Below are 15,196 nucleotides of genomic sequence, written 5' to 3'. Positions count from 1 at the left end.
AAAACAAGCCGAATACTGGTAACACGTTAGAGGAACTTAAGAAAATTAAAGGCAATTTAGACAGTCTTTCCGCTAACTTAGAACTAGCTAAACAAGATGTGAAAAACAAACTAGCTGCATTACAAGAAGCTAGACAAGATTTAATCAATAAAATTAACGAAATTAAACAATCAAAACAAACTATTTCAGACGATTTATCAAAGAAAAAACAAGACTTAGATATTAAAATCAACGACTTTAAACACACTGAGAAAAAAATTGATGACAAATTAGCTGAGATACATACAACGAAGCAAAATGTTGATAATAAGATTAATGAAGTATCACAGTCTAAACAAACGCAAGCAGATAATGGTACTAAAAACAATAACGCTAAAGAACTTCCTAACGCTGGTAGCGAGCAATCAAACAATATGGCTCTAGGAATGCTATCTGTATTAGGCGGTGTTTTATTACTTACTCGTAATAAAATTAAAACGTTATTCTCTAAATAAATCCATTAAAAAAAAGGAAACCCGCACATACATGTACGGTTTTCCTTTTTTTATATTAACTGTCCATCTCGAAGCATCAATATACGATCACATACATCAAGCATTCTTTCATCATGTGTAATCATAATTGCTGCTTTTTTGCTCTCTTTCACTTCACGTTTCATCATTTCTACAACTTCACGTGCACGTTTTGAGTCTAAGCTTGCCGTTGGCTCATCCGCTAATATTAAATCTGGGTTGTTCATGAACGCACGAGCGATTGCTACCCTTTGTTTTTCCCCGCCAGATAGTTGATTTGGATAATGATTCTTTCTTTCTCCTAATCCAAATGCCGCTAATAAATGATCTGCACGCTTTTCGGATTCTTGTTTACTTTCTTTTTTTAGCTTTGCAATATAAAGCAATTGTTCTTTCACATTTAAATATGGAACAAGGTTTGCAAACTGGAAAATAAAGCCGATTTTTTTCAAACGAATATCTGTCATTTCCTTTTCTGATAACTGTGTAATATTTTGCTCACGAATGTAAATATCCCCTTTTGACGGTGATAATAATGCACCCGCGATTGATAATAACGTACTTTTCCCCGATCCAGAAGGACCGACGATTCCGATAAATTCTCCAGCTTTCACATCAAGCGATATCGGATGAAGGGCTGTTACTTCCGTATTCCCTTCTCCGTACACTTTACTTACTTTGTCTAATTTTAATAATGAAGTCATTACATCCCGCCTCCAATTGCTTCTAGCGCATCAACTTTTAATACTTGATATAACGAAATAAGTGTTCCTAAAATACTAATGACGATAAAGATTGCTGCATATTGTGCAATCATCGGTGTTGTTAATAAGAACGGCATACCCGCTGGTAAAATTTGTTCTAACCCTTGTACAAGAACGATACTAATTACCATCGCAACGACTGATAAGAATAACGCCTGCACGACTAAGCTATTTGCTAAATATGAGTTCTTTGTACCGATTGCCTTTAATACACCTAATTGCTGTGTTTTTTGCAGTGTAATGACGTAGAAGAATACACCGATTAGTAATGCAGCGATAACAAGTAAGAACGCAATAATCATCGTTAATGTTCCTTGCTCTTCTTTAAATCCTGGAATACTTTGCAGCACTTCTTTCTTATCAATAACGTGAGCATTTTTAATCTCTTTATCTGTATTCAGCGCAATTGCACTATAATCTTTTTGGTTTGGTTGTGAAATAGCACCCCATACGTCTTCATTTACATAAACGACTGGCGTATGGCTAAACATTTGATCTTTCGTAAATCCAACGATTATAAACTCTTTCTTTGAAACAGGATCGATAATTGTATCCCCGATATCGATTCCTTTTTCTTTAATGGATTCATCAGCAACCATTTCGTTGTTTGCTGTACCTAATTTTTCACCTTTTACAATGTTCGGTTCTAAAAATGAATCACGTTCGCTTGAGAAAATAGCAATATCAACCTTTTTCGAACTCTCTTTCTTTTCATATGTTGAAACTTTCACACGAAACGGAACTGCCTCTTTGTCACCTACTTGATTTACTACGTTATCTACATCGTCTTTCTTAATTTGTGAACGAAGTAATTTATTTTCCGCATCATCTGCTAAAACGAACTTATTTGCCTCCACATTTTGAATCGATGAAGCATTATCATATGATAATCCATTTGCTAATCCTGAAATAACAAGAACTAAAAATGATAATAAAACCATGATAAGTCCGATTAATCCGTATCTTAATTTTGATTGTTTCAATTCACGCAGAGCTAAAAACATTATGCTCGCTCCTTCCTCTTTCTTTCTATGCACTTATCATAAAAAAGAAATATGAACGGAATATGAACAGAAGATTACAGAGTAAAAAATAAATTTTCTGAAAGTATTGAAAATAAATAGAATCCTTGATACAATTCAGTCAAATAATATTGACCGAGTAATTTTATTAAAGGAGTTGATCATGTTGAAGCCCGTATTAACACTAACCACTTATAGCCAACTAAAAGCATTAAGCGATCCACTACGTGCCGAAATGATGATACGTCTATGCGAACGTCCTTATACTGGACAATTACTATCTGAGAAATTCGGCATTTCAAGGGCGAAAATTCATTATCATTTAAAAGAATTAGAAAAGAATGGTCTTATAGAAATTGTTTATACAGAAGAAAAGAATGGCATTGTTCAAAAGTTTTATCAATCTGTCGCTAAAGGCTTCACCCCTGCCGCAGATCTATTACCTCATTTAGAAATATTAAGCGAATCAGGTCGCCAAATCTTTTTACAAATGATAGAAAGAACGAAAAGCCAAATTCTTGCTGCACCAGAAGAAGCTTTTACATTACAAAATGCAAGTGAAGATCCAGCTAAGTGGAATTACGTTTCATCCTGCTGGGAATTTGATGCTACGCCAGAACAATTTCAAGTGTGGGTAAAAAAGTTTTATGAATTGATGGCTGAATTAAGCGAAATTACAAAAGGTGCAGATAAAGATCCGAATAGTAAACCTTATTATATTTCTACTACTGCACTTCAAATTGCTGAGAGAACAATGCAGCAATTTGTTAAAGAAGAAGAAAAATCGTAATACGATTTTTTTTACTGAGACGGTCAAATTTATTTTACCGAATAAATTTATCCCGCATTAACGGGCAGTAAGACTCTCACCTCAAAATTCAGCTGGAGCACAGAAGTTAGGTGGGAGGTCAACTGCCCATAAACGCCCTATTGGTTCAACTAATAATCAGTGGGATGAACAAAACCCCACTGATTAAAGTTTCACTTTATTATAAAGGAGTAGATTAAATGGACATATTAAAAAACCGGAATTTCCTCTTATTATTTTTAGGGAGAATTTTTACAAACATAGGAGATAGCTTGTATTATGTAGCGGCGATGTGGCTCGTATATAAACTGAGTGGTAATCCTTTTTATTCTGGATTGGCTGGTTTCCTTACACTATTACCTTCTGCACTTCAATTTTTTACCGGTCCATTCGTTGATAGATGGTCAATAAAAAACACCCTCGTCATCACACAAGTTTTGCAATGCATTCTTATTTTAATCATTCCTATTACACACTACTTCGACCTACTAACAGTCCAACTACTACTCATCATCATGCCAATCGTAGCCTTTATTGAACAATTCGCCTATCCCGCACAATCAAAAGCTTTACCACTTCTACTGCATAAAACACAATTATTAAAAGGAAATTCACTCTTCTCATTTGCATATCAAGGCATTGATTTAATTTGTACGACTCTTTCTGGAATATTAGTAGCACTATTTGGCGCAATCACTTTATATGTGATCGACTCTTTTACATTTGCGATTACCGCCCTGTTGTTCTTTTCATTAAAAATCCCAAAACAAACTGAAGCAGACACACCACTTTCAACTAAGCAATATTTCTCTGATTTAAAAGAAGGCTTTTCAATCGTTTTTCGTTCATTGATGGGCGTCTTCTTAATCGGTTCCGTTGTCGCTAATTTTTCAATTGGTATGACGATGGCAATACTCCCTTCTTTCGCTGATTCTTTAGGCGGTGTGAAATTATATGGTTTCTTTTTAGCCGCTATATCCGCCGGTTGTTTAATTGGAGCACTATTCAGTTCATGGGTTGGTAAATATAATGTTGGCCGTGTCTCCATTATTAGCTTTGCCACTGGTGCTTTCTTTTGGTTTCTCTCTACGGTTGTACCGTTTCAATGGTTATCTATTTTTTTATTCGGCTTAGCTTGGATACCAATTGGTGCGACCAACATATTATTTGCGACTATTGGTCAAATTGTAATTCCAAACCAATATCTTGGGCGTATCAATTCAGTCACACGGAGTATGGGCACAATTGCTATGCCGCTTGGCTCTTTAATTGGCGGATACACTGCGAATGTATATAGTAGCCAAATCATTTTTGCGCTCGCTAGCATCGGGATTTTATTCATCTCCCTCGTATGGCTGCTTCATCCAAAATTACGGGCTTTGCCGAAAGCTGATGAAATTACGGCGGATACTTTTGAGCTTCGGTTTAAGGAAGAACAGGTGAAAGGTACTGCTTTGTAACAGAAAGAGAATATTTTCTTTCTGTTACAAAGCTCAAACAAGCATAACCCTATTCGAAATTTCGAACGAGGTTATGCTTGTTTACTTTTTGATGCAAAATAGCACCCTTTAATGGAATAACTAATACGTTCCGTTAACGCTTTGCTGGCCATGCCCCCTGCATTTTCCTTAATTGAATAATTTGGCCTGTATGATAAGCATCATGAAGCATGATGTCCAGTAATTTCTCTTCAAGTGAATTTTGTTCAAGCTCTTTTTCAGAAATCACGCTCAATACCTGTCTTAAATTACGCTGAGCATTTTCAGAACGTTCAACGACTTCCTTCCATTCCGTGTCATCATTAGATTGCTTAGTAAGATAAAAAGTGTCATTACCGTCAAGGTTATGTGCCCATCCATGACCTTCCAAGTTTGCAGCAAGCCTCTCTTTGTAATAAATGAGATGATTAACGTTCTCCCAAATGGTATTCGTTTCCTCACCAGATGGTTTCCACATAGCCTGTTCGGCTGTAAGTCCTTCTATAGCATGTTTAAACGGTGCATACCAACTCTCTTTATCGAATGTTGAATCTAGTGCGTTTAATAACAAGTCAGTTCGTTTCAAATTAATTTCCTCCCTACACGGTTCAAGTTTTAACACAATCCTTATAACTCTGTAGAGATTCTACATTTTTAAATAAACTTCCTGCTAATCTTATGCCACAAATCGGTCCAATTATGTAATTAAAATGACTCCCATTCTTTCACTTTACACGTATACTAGCGCCCCAAAAAAGAAGAGGCCGTTTCCAAACAGCCTCTTCCATCTATTTCGGAAGCTCCACCCGAACAGTAGTCCCTTCCCCTTTCGTGCTATACACTGAAACGTCTCCGTTATGCAGTTCCACAATCTTCTGCACAATCGATAATCCTAAACCACTACCTTCTACGTTTCTCGCTCTTGCCGTATCTACTTTGTAAAAACGATCAAATATACGGTCCATCTCTTCTTTTTCCATACCAATTCCGTTATCAGATATAGAGATAATGACACTAGACTCTAACTCTTCGACGAAAAACTCAATCGTCCCACCATCGTTTGAAAACTTAATGCTATTCGTGAAAATGTTACTCCATACTTGATGAAGTAAGTTTTCATCACCTTTTATAGTGATATCTGGCACATCAAATTCAACGGCGATATCTTTTTCCCGCCATTTCCACTCAAGCATAAAAATGACGTCTTTAATTTGCTTCTGTAGATTGAATTCTCTTATTTGTAGAACCTTTTCCTCTTTATCTAATGAAGCGAGCGTAAGTAACTGTTTACATAAACTAGACATTCGCTTACTTTCACCCTCAATAATTTGTAAGTAATGATTTCTTTCTTCCTCACTCATCTTTTCTGTTTGCAACGTCTTTGAAAAACCTTGTATGGAAGAAAGTGGCGACTGAAATTCATGTGAAACGTTCGAAACGAATTCTTGTCTCATTTCATCTAGTTCTTTAATACTCTTCGTCATCTTTTGGAAGCTTGTAGATAACGTTCCTATTTCATCTTTTCGTTTTACGTCTAATTCAATTTCATATTCCCCACTCGCAATTTTTTGCGTAGCCTTCGTAAATTTACGAATGGGACGAACGATGTAACCTGCTGCAATCGCTATAAAAATAATACTTAGTAAAACGATAAACCCAAGTAATACCGCTAAGAAAATTCGCATCTCGCCAAATTGTTGCTGAATGTCAGGGCGAATGAATAAAGCGTACTGTTTATCACCGTGTTTTACCGGGACACCGACGCTATTAATTAATTCATTATCGAAAAATCCTGTAATGAAAAGGCGCGTTGGATAAGTAGAAACACCATTAAATGTCTCCCCCTGCAATACTTTATGAACGGTATCATCACTTATTGTCGTCTTACGAAATGCATTTCCGATACGCTTTCCATTCTTTTGATCATCGACAATATAAATTTCATATCCTAGCTTCGCAATAGACCGTAAGTATGCCTCTTGATTTTCTTCACTTTGCTTTTCATATAACGATTTTACTTCTTCAGCATACTTTAAAATCTTTTCACTATTATACGGTTTTAACTTCACTTGATAATATACGTTCGTTAATAAAAAGCCTATAATACTACTAAGTAGCATAATGCCGACCGTCATAAATACAAATCTAGAATATAGTGATTTCATCTTATTTCAGCTCCAACTTATACCCGAGGCCGCGCACCGTTGTAATTTGAAAATCATCCGTTCGTTTTGAAAAACGATCTCTTAATCGCTTTACATGAACGTCAACCGTTCGTTCATCCCCTTCAAAATCCATTCCCCATACTAATTCAATTAATTCTTCCCTTGAAAATGTTCTTCCAGGATAACTAGCCAGTTGCGATAACAATTCAAATTCCTTCAGTGGAAGCAAAATCGTTTGTCCGTTACACTTCACTTCAAAGCCTTTTCGGTCAATTGTTGTACCGTGCAACGTAATAATATCAGCACTCAGCATTTGATAACGACGAAGTAATGCTTTCATACGGAAAATGACTTCAGCTGGCTCAAATGGTTTTACGATATAATCGTCTGTACCAGAAATGAATCCTTTTTCTTTATCCACTAACTGGTCTTTCGCAGTTAATAAAATAACAGGAATATCATGATACTTACGAATTTCTTCACATAACGTATAACCATCAACAAACGGCATCATAATGTCTACAATCGCAAGATGAATATTTTCCTTCTCTAATACTTCTTGCGCTATCTTTCCATCTTCAGCCTCAAAAACTTTAAACCCCTCTTTTTGTAAATGATAATGCAATAACTCTCTAATATGTTTATCATCATCAGCTAATAAAATATGTATCATCTTCATTAAACCCTCTCTCGTTCATCCTTCTACATCACTACATTAAGAAACAATTGGATTTTTTGCAAGAAAAAGAAAAACAGAATTTATAAGTTCTTGGTGGATTGAAGAAGGTTTCAAAAACAGTCAGTCTTCAAATGTATAAGTAATTTAAAGAAAAGGATTCCTTAGAAGATACTTTTGTTATCATTATGGTCAGCTGCTTTATTTTTCTTATAACTTGATGACGTACTCTGGTGTACGAATAAGTGATCTATTACTTTTTTAGTAAGTGGTATAAAGAAATTCAGTAATAACCCACCTAAACAAACAGTTAATATAGTTCCAACACCAATTGGTCCATGTAAAATCGTTGCCATTATTAAGAATATAAGGTAAATAAATGTTCGTGCTATAAAAATATTCGTTCTAGTTAATTTTTGTATGATTAAAGTTAATCGGTCAATTGGAATGGGAGCAAAATTTGTTTGTAAATATATTGCAGTTCCTAATCCTGTAATAACTAATCCGATTCCAAAATAAATCATTTTACTGTACCATATTTCAGGTGTAATTAAATCGCGTAATAAAAATAGCCACACATCAATACCAATACCCGTTATGAATGCTGTTAACAACCCTAGTACCTCTGGTCTTTGTCTTTTTAATTTCGAATTACAACATATTAATAATAAAGCTATTATTATTTCCCAGCTTCCCACAGTAAGCCCCACATTTAAAGAAAGTCCTACTAAAAGTGCATCAAAAGGTGAAGTGCCAAAATCTGATTGTATTGTGACAGAAATACCAAGGGTTAATATTAAAATTCCTAATACATAAAAAACATACTTCATTTTAATCAACCTCTTCATCGTCATTTTTGTTGCATTTACAATAAAAATATTTTATATTAAATGTAACTTCAAATTGTTGCATTTGCAATAAAAACAAAAGATAAGGAGTTCATTATGAAAGAAATTCTTCGTGAAATTGGCATGATTGCAAGAGCATTAGATTCTATTAGTAATATAGAATTTAAAGAATATGAGCTTACAAAAGGTCAGTATTTGTACCTTGTGCGAATATGTGAAAACCCAGGAATCATTCAAGAAAAGCTATCTGAGATGATAAAAGTAGATCGTACAACCGCAGCCCGTGCTATCAAAAAGCTTGAAATCAATGGATTTATCGAAAAGAAAGAAGATGAATCTAACAAGAAAATCAAAAAACTTTTCCCAACAGAAAAAGGGAAAAATGTCTATCCTTTTATTAAAAGAGAAAACGATTATTCAAATACTGTTGCATTAGAGGGATTTTCGGAAACAGAAGCGGAAACTATTTCTAATCTTCTTCAAAGAGTAAGAAAAAATATAGAAAAAGATTGGGAATTTGTAAAAAAGGGAAATAAGAGAAATTATTGATTATATAAAGGAGCGAACTATTCAAATGACTACACATATAGAAAAGTGCACCCTTGAAGATATACACAGACTTCAAGATATTAGTTATGAAACATTTAATGAGACTTTTAAACATCAGAATTCACCCGAAAGTATGAATCACTATTTGGAAAAGGCATTTAACTTAAAACAATTAGAAAAAGAATTATCCAATATCTCTTCTCAATTCTTTTTTGTCTACTTTAACGATGAAATTGCTGGATATTTAAAGGTCAATATTGATGATGCTCAGTCTGAAGAAATGGGAAATGAATCACTTGAAGTAGAGAGAATTTATATAAAGAGCTCCTTTCAAAAACATGGTCTTGGTAAATATCTACTAAATAATGCTATTGAAATTGCAATAGAACATAATAAAAAGAATATTTGGCTAGGCGTATGGGAGAAAAATGAAAATGCTATTGCTTTTTATAAGAAATTAGGTTTTGTACAAGCTGGCTCTCATTCCTTTTATATGGGCGATGACGAACAAGTTGACCTTATAATGATCAAAACACTCATATAACTTTTTTTGAAAGGTGGGCTATTATGTATATTCCAAAGTATTTTAAAGTCACAAATGTTGATGAAATTTGGGATTTTGTTCAAAAAAACTCTTTTGGAACAATCGTCACAACTAAAAAAGAGAAACCAATCGCAACTCATTTGCCCTTTGGATTAACTAAACAAGGTGATGACTATTTTATTACTGGACATATGGCTTATGGGAACCCCCAGTGGAGAACATTTGAAACCTGCGAAGATGTTCTTGTAATGTTTCAGGGACCGCACTCTTACATCTCTTCTTCTTGGTATGAAAATGAAGAAGTTCCAACATGGAATTATCAAGCCGTTCATATATATGGTAAAGCAAGTATTTTAGATAAACAGGAATTAATAGATGAATTAACAACAATGTTGAAAAAATATGAAGAACATCGTGAAAATCCAATATTATGGGATAAACTTTCCCCCACTCTCTTAGAAAATGAACTGAAAGGGATAGTTGGGTTTAAAATTAAAGTAGGAGACATCCAGGCTGCATATAAATTAAGTCAAAATCGGAATGAGAGGGATTATAGTAATATTATTGATAAATTGTACGATGAAGGAAATCCAGATGCGAAACAAATGGCAAAACTCATGGGGAATAGATTAAACAATCACATATAATTCATTGTAATTCAACTCTCACATTTCAAAATTAAAGAAAAGACTGGAGGGCTTTATCGGCAGTTTTCTTTAGAACGTAAAAGATTGAGCTTAAAGTGCATGGGGGTTAATTATAAATATAGATCCATTAGAAAAGAATCTATTTTGAAAAAAGATTATTCAAAATAGATTCTTACGTTTTAGTATTAAGATTATTTTAATCAAAAATAATTTCTAAGCCTTCGAAATATCAACAAATCCTTCTCCGAACACATCACGAACATCGTGTATAGCGATGAACGCCGCCGGATCCGTAGTTTGAACAATCCGCTTTAGCTTCACTACTTCTTGCTTATTAATAACAACATAAAGAATTTCCTTTGGAGTTTTCGTGTAATAGCCATGACCTGAGTACACAGTAACCCCTCTGCCCATTAAGGTAGTTACCTTCCCAGCTATTTCATTCGGGTTATCAGAAATAATCGTAATGGCTTTCTTCGGATTTAAACCTTCAATTACAAACTCCATCACTTTCGTTGCTACATATAGCATAATAATTGTTATCATCAGTTTTTCTGCACCAATGATGAAATAAGATGAAAACGCAACAATTAAATCGAAGAACAGTAGACCGTAGCTAATGCTCCAGCCTAAATATTTATGCGTCATCCTTGCTAAGATGGTAGTACCTGCAGTTGTTCCACCAACGCGAATAATAAGACCAATCCCGCACCCAATAAATATTCCTCCGAAAATGGCATTTACAAGCATTTCATCCGAAGCAATCGTCCAGCCTTCTGTCAAATGAAGAAATAGCGAGTTCGTAACTACAGCGATAATCGTATAAATTGTTGTAATCTTATTTAAAAACTTATAACCGGCTATTAACAAAATCGCATTTAAAATTAAGTTAACTAAGCCCGGTGACCATTCAAATAAATAGTACGTAATAATCGTGATACCTGTTACCCCACCCTCACCAAACTCGTTCGGGATAACAAACAAATTAACACCTAACGCAAAAAGAAATGCACCGATAATAATAAAAATAATGTCTGTCGTTCTTTTTTTCATACAGTACCTCACTTCTTATGTAAATATTTATTCTGCCATAAACTCTCACTATTATATCGTGGAATATTCAAATCGAACAGTGGTTTGTTTTTATTTTAATATAAGATAAAAAATCAACATTATTTATTATGTACTGCAAATAAAGTTTTGATTTCAACCGTAATTTACTCTTAAAAAGAAATGCTAAACATTGACTTGCACAAATTTCAAATAAAAAAGTACCCATCTAATTGTCATACGCAATGAGAATTAGATGGGTACTGCATGATACATTTAGTTTTTACATGTATTGTTTGGAGAAAATTGCAAATAACGACCTATACTCGCCTTATTAAGACCAAATCCATACATCATCATTATTTTCAGCGTTCGTCTTTGCTTCATGAACTTTTTCAATATGATCAACTGTGTTCCAGTTAATAGAAATACCACCCCAGCCCACATACTCCATATCAATTTTCACTTTCTCACCCACATTAAATACTTGTCCCTTTGTTAAGAAAACATCAATAATATCTTTCTTCCCATTTAGCGATGGATACTCAACTACAACATATTTAGTAGCACCGTCTCCCTCATCTTCCATCGTTCCTACTTTTGATACTTCTCCAATTACATAATTAGGTGAGCCATCTTCTTTCATGTGCATACCTAACTTGTTTGTTGTATTTTCAACTGCAGTTGCAACCATATATTCTGTAAAATTACGCATCATAGATCCAGTAGCTTTTACTTCATCTCCTACTTTCACATTTGAAAATGAATCAATATACACACTAACAGGTTCTTCGTATTGCTTAGATTTTACGACAATTACACCGTTATCTACTTCTACTACTCGTCCTTCTAACGTCGAGAAGTTCGATTCAATAGAAGCTGCACTCGCTTTTGTTACTTCTAGTCCTGGTAAATTTGTTCCTGATAATGCTGCGATCCCTAAAGCACCTGCTAAAATTATTTTTTTCATACCCATTATGAAACATCTCCATTCATGATGATTGTATTTGTTTGATTGGTATCGACCAACCTGTAATCATTATAGTTACAGGTTGTGAAAATAACAACCGTTTTCCTCATGCAATGTTGCATACTGTAATTTTTAAATATACAACAATGAGTCTAGATTCTCGAGTTACAGCAGGTGAAATTGTTGATGATGAAGAAGCTAATGTTATGCATCATATTTTTCAGCGCTACGATTTGTATAGCCGTAGTTCATTACATTATGTAGGAGCGGGATTCATATGTTAATAAAACCAAAGAGATTACAGCCAGGAGATATCGTGGCGACAGTAAGTCCTTCATGGGGAGGAGCAGGTGATTCTGAAATAAGATGGCGATATGAGCAAGGAGTAAAAAGATTAGAAGAGGTTTTTCGTCTTACGGTTATCCCAATGCCAAATAGTTTAAAAGGTAGCGAATACCTTTATAACAATCCAGAGGCTCGTGCGGAAGATATAATGACTGCATTTAAAGATACACGCGTGAAAGCAATTATCGCGAATATTGGTGGTGAAGATAGCATCCGGTTACTCCCCTATATAGATTTTAATGTGATACGCGAAAACCCGAAAATTTTTATGGGGTACTCTGACGTTACTATTTCACATTTATTTTGTCATAAAGCAGGCCTTTCCTCTTTATACGGTCCAGCAATTTTGACTGATTTTGCTGAAAATGTAGAGATGGATCCATATACAGTTGAAATGGTAAATCGAACTCTCTTTTCAAATGAAACGATTGACGAAATTCAACCAGCTCATGAATGGACGAGTGAGCGTTTAGAATGGATAGAGAGTAATAAGGATACAAGACGTACGATGCAGCAAAACAAAGGATATGAGCTACTTCAAGGCTCTACTACTGTACAAGGGCGTTTAATTGGTGGTTGTATAGAAGTACTGGAATTTGCAAAAGGAACGGAACTTTGGCCTGAGAAAAAACATTGGGAGAATAGTATCCTTTTCTTTGAAACCTCTGAAGATCATCCGGAACCAAGTTATATAAAATATTGGTTACGAAATTATGCAGCGCAAGGTATTCTGCAAAAAGCAAAAGGTATCATCTTCGGTAAACCGAAAGATGAACAATATTATGAAGAATATAAACATGAAATACTGCTGGTTATGAAGGAACATCATTTAGAAGATTTACCGATTCTTTATAATTTAAATTTTGGCCATACCGAGCCAAAGTTTATTTTACCTTACGGCGCGTTGGCAGAAATTGATTGTGAAAATGTATCTTTTTCTATTTTAGAGAGTGGCGTGGAATGAATAAAAACACTCCTATGAGATATGTCTGTGAATTGGTACTTTTTAAAAGTATATAATTGGAGGGAGATTACGTGTATGGAAGTAACATTTACAGTAAGTAAATGGGATGAAAAACCAATCGATGATACTAGAAAAGATTTCCCTATTAATATTGCACATGTCGAATATGATATTGATGGTGAATTAAAAGGAAAAGCTTTTGTTGAATACTTCTTATATTATTTAGACTCAAATATAAATGATGGTCACTTAGCTACTGCTAAAATTTCTGGATTTTTACACTTTGAAGGAATTTATAAGGGGCAACAAGGGACATTTACAGCTATAGAGCAAGGAATATTTGATAAAGGAAATTTAGATTCCCCAGGAACAATTATTAAAGCTACTGGTAACTTAGAAAATCTGAGAGGGTCCTATAATTATCAGTTTACAGGTCAAACCAGTAAACTAATTTTAGAGTTGGAATTTTAGCAAAATATCCTATAATTTAGTGGAAAAGACATTTCTTGTAATACTAGGAATGTCCTTTTTGTTGACGAGCTAGTACGTTATAGTCACCACCAATTTTTATAGGCAGCGTTGATGTTAATAGTCCTTGTACAACGAATCTCCCTTGCTCATCTGGCGTAACATGATGAACACCTTCATCTTTCGATACTTCCGTAAATAGCGCAACATCTTCTTTTGTAAACGTTCGTTCAAAGGTGATTTTTTCGCCTACTTGTAATTTCATCCCATGCGCCTCCTCAAAAACTCTTTTAAAATAAGAAAAACCGAAACTATAATCATTTCGGTTTTTCAATCTAAAGAAGTCTATTTATTTTAATGAATGTACAAACAACCCGCTGCGCAGTTTAGGTTCAAACCACGTTGATTTTGGCGGCATAACTTCTCCAGCGTCTGCGATTGCTAATAAAGCTTCCATTGATGTCGGATATAATGCGAATGCTGCTTTATATTCACCGCTCTTTACAAGGTGTTCTAGTTCTTCTAATCCGCGGATTCCTCCGACAAAATCGATGCGTGAATCAGAACGCGGATCATGTATTTCAAGTACTTGACTTAATAAATGATCTTGCAGGATAGATACATCTAAACCTCTAACAAGATCATTCGCATCAAATGTTTCTTCTTTCACAGTAAGCTTATACCACTTCTCATTTACATACATACCAAATGTTTTTGGCTCATTTGGTTTATACGGAGAAACAGGTGCTTCTTCTACATAAAAGTACTGCGTAATTTGATTTAAAAACTGTTCCTCTGATAAGCCATTTAAATCTTTCACAACTCGGTTATAGTCCCAAATCGATAATTCATCCTGAGGGAATAATACAGATAGGAAGAAATTAAACTCTTCTTCTCCTGTGTAATTCGGATATTGTTCTCTTCGCATGATCCCTACTTTTGCAGCTGATGCAGAGCGGTGATGTCCATCTGCAATGTACAGGTTAGGAATATCTTCAAATAAGTTTACTAAACTTGCAATTACTTCTTCATCAGCTATTTTCCAAGCAACGTGCCTAACGCCGTCTTCTGCTGTAAATGTATAGATTGGCGCATGTTCTTCTTTCCAGCTGGCAATGAAATGCTTTATCTCTTCTTTTGTACGATACGTTAAAAAGATAGGACCCGTATTTGCATCACACACATCTACGTGACGAATACGATCTAGCTCTTTTTCATGACGCGTTCTCTCATGTTTTTTAATTGTATCATCTTCATACTCATCAATAGATGTACAAACGACAAGGCCTGACTGCGTTCTTCCCTGCATCGTCAGTTCATAAATGTATAACGCTGGCTCTTCGTCTTGAATGAACACTTCTTCTCGTATAAATCGATTTAAATTTT

Annotated in this window: 18 protein-coding genes and 1 pseudogene; 9 read left to right on the top strand and 10 right to left on the bottom strand. The window is 34.7% G+C overall.

Features of this window, described 5'->3' with window-relative positions:
• Window positions 1-494: LPXTG cell wall anchor domain-containing protein (locus tag MR167_RS27140; RefSeq protein ID WP_242315946.1), on the top strand; the 494-nt coding region annotated here is incomplete at its 5' end.
• Window positions 495-544: 50 nt separating this feature from the next.
• Here MR167_RS27140 and MR167_RS27135 read toward each other — a convergent pair.
• Window positions 545-1,216, bottom strand: coding sequence for an ABC transporter ATP-binding protein (locus MR167_RS27135; RefSeq protein WP_149185563.1), 672 nt, complete (start codon window positions 1,214-1,216; stop codon window positions 545-547).
• On the bottom strand, window positions 1,216-2,280 hold the full coding sequence (locus MR167_RS27130; RefSeq protein WP_137073229.1) for an ABC transporter permease: 1,065 nt from the start codon (window positions 2,278-2,280) through the stop codon (window positions 1,216-1,218). The genes MR167_RS27135 and MR167_RS27130 overlap by 1 nt, the downstream gene beginning before the upstream one ends.
• 184 nt (window positions 2,281-2,464) lie before the next feature.
• On the opposite strand from MR167_RS27130, the gene MR167_RS27125 reads away from it, so the two are divergent.
• Together MR167_RS27125 and MR167_RS27120 are read left to right on the top strand one after the other, a co-directional pair.
• Window positions 2,465-3,088, top strand: a complete 624-nt coding sequence (locus tag MR167_RS27125) for an ArsR/SmtB family transcription factor (protein WP_137073235.1) — start codon at window positions 2,465-2,467, stop codon at window positions 3,086-3,088.
• A gap of 218 nt (window positions 3,089-3,306) precedes the next feature.
• Window positions 3,307-4,566: an MFS transporter gene (locus tag MR167_RS27120; RefSeq protein ID WP_097981012.1), complete on the top strand. Its 1,260-nt coding sequence runs from the start codon at window positions 3,307-3,309 to the stop codon at window positions 4,564-4,566.
• 133 nt (window positions 4,567-4,699) lie between these two features.
• On the opposite strand, the gene MR167_RS27115 is transcribed toward MR167_RS27120, so the two are convergent.
• From MR167_RS27115 to MR167_RS27100, 4 genes are all read right to left on the bottom strand, one after another.
• Entirely contained in the window at window positions 4,700-5,170 is a 471-nt protein-coding gene (locus MR167_RS27115) for a DinB family protein (protein WP_000831311.1), read from the bottom strand.
• 202 nt (window positions 5,171-5,372) lie between these two features.
• Window positions 5,373-6,749 carry a sensor histidine kinase gene (locus MR167_RS27110; RefSeq protein WP_097825870.1) on the bottom strand — a complete coding sequence of 459 codons (1,377 nt, stop codon included), beginning with the start codon at window positions 6,747-6,749 and terminating at the stop codon, window positions 5,373-5,375.
• 1 nt (window position 6,750) lies between these two features.
• On the bottom strand, window positions 6,751-7,428 hold the full coding sequence (locus tag MR167_RS27105; protein WP_000781960.1) for a response regulator transcription factor: 678 nt from the start codon (window positions 7,426-7,428) through the stop codon (window positions 6,751-6,753).
• 161 nt (window positions 7,429-7,589) lie between these two features.
• The gene (locus MR167_RS27100; RefSeq protein ID WP_000878286.1) at window positions 7,590-8,255 is read right to left on the bottom strand and encodes a YczE/YyaS/YitT family protein; all 666 of its coding nucleotides are present in this window, start codon (window positions 8,253-8,255) and stop codon (window positions 7,590-7,592) included.
• Window positions 8,256-8,369: 114 nt separating this feature from the next.
• Between MR167_RS27100 and MR167_RS27095 the strand changes: the two genes are divergently transcribed.
• From MR167_RS27095 to paiB, 3 genes are read left to right on the top strand one after another with little or no spacing between them, the layout of a single operon-like run.
• Entirely contained in the window at window positions 8,370-8,822 is a 453-nt protein-coding gene (locus MR167_RS27095; protein WP_000658986.1) for a MarR family winged helix-turn-helix transcriptional regulator, read from the top strand.
• A gap of 25 nt (window positions 8,823-8,847) precedes the next feature.
• Complete coding sequence (gene paiA / locus MR167_RS27090; protein ID WP_000207056.1) at window positions 8,848-9,366, top strand: spermidine/spermine N(1)-acetyltransferase; 519 nt, start codon at window positions 8,848-8,850, stop codon at window positions 9,364-9,366.
• Window positions 9,367-9,389: 23 nt separating this feature from the next.
• Window positions 9,390-10,013, top strand: coding sequence for a protease synthase/sporulation negative transcriptional regulator PaiB (paiB, locus tag MR167_RS27085; RefSeq protein WP_000275827.1), 624 nt, complete (start codon window positions 9,390-9,392; stop codon window positions 10,011-10,013).
• 213 nt (window positions 10,014-10,226) lie between these two features.
• Here the strand turns inward: paiB and MR167_RS27080 are convergent, their stop codons facing one another.
• Together MR167_RS27080 and MR167_RS27075 are read right to left on the bottom strand one after the other, a co-directional pair.
• Window positions 10,227-11,066, bottom strand: a complete 840-nt coding sequence (locus tag MR167_RS27080; RefSeq protein WP_000747488.1) for a YitT family protein — start codon at window positions 11,064-11,066, stop codon at window positions 10,227-10,229.
• A gap of 331 nt (window positions 11,067-11,397) precedes the next feature.
• Window positions 11,398-12,039, bottom strand: coding sequence for a F0F1 ATP synthase subunit alpha (locus MR167_RS27075; RefSeq protein WP_016077469.1), 642 nt, complete (start codon window positions 12,037-12,039; stop codon window positions 11,398-11,400).
• A 35-nt stretch (window positions 12,040-12,074) separates the two neighbouring features.
• On the opposite strand from MR167_RS27075, the gene MR167_RS27070 reads away from it, so the two are divergent.
• From MR167_RS27070 to MR167_RS27060, 3 genes are all read left to right on the top strand, one after another.
• On the top strand, window positions 12,075-12,317 hold the full coding sequence (locus tag MR167_RS27070; RefSeq protein WP_000579227.1) for a hypothetical protein: 243 nt from the start codon (window positions 12,075-12,077) through the stop codon (window positions 12,315-12,317).
• Window positions 12,311-13,342, top strand: a complete 1,032-nt coding sequence (locus tag MR167_RS27065; RefSeq protein ID WP_000905878.1) for a S66 family peptidase — start codon at window positions 12,311-12,313, stop codon at window positions 13,340-13,342. The genes MR167_RS27070 and MR167_RS27065 overlap by 7 nt, the downstream gene beginning before the upstream one ends.
• 75 nt (window positions 13,343-13,417) lie before the next feature.
• Window positions 13,418-13,813 carry a DUF3224 domain-containing protein gene (locus tag MR167_RS27060; RefSeq protein WP_000454103.1) on the top strand — a complete coding sequence of 132 codons (396 nt, stop codon included), beginning with the start codon at window positions 13,418-13,420 and terminating at the stop codon, window positions 13,811-13,813.
• 61 nt (window positions 13,814-13,874) lie between these two features.
• Here MR167_RS27060 and MR167_RS27055 read toward each other — a convergent pair.
• Both MR167_RS27055 and MR167_RS27050 read right to left on the bottom strand, forming a co-directional pair.
• Window positions 13,875-14,075, bottom strand: a pseudogene (locus MR167_RS27055) (hotdog family protein); the annotation flags it as partial.
• Between the two features lie 84 nt (window positions 14,076-14,159).
• A partial coding sequence (locus MR167_RS27050; RefSeq protein WP_242315945.1) for a DUF1015 domain-containing protein occupies window positions 14,160-15,196 on the bottom strand: 1,037 nt, incomplete at its 5' end.

The organism is Bacillus cereus group sp. BfR-BA-01355 (assembly GCF_022663675.1).
In the GTDB taxonomy this organism is placed as follows: Bacteria; Bacillota; Bacilli; order Bacillales; family Bacillaceae_G; genus Bacillus_A; species Bacillus_A thuringiensis_S.
Note: the sequence above shows the minus strand (reverse complement) of the source record. Positions and strands in the feature narration are given on the sequence as shown.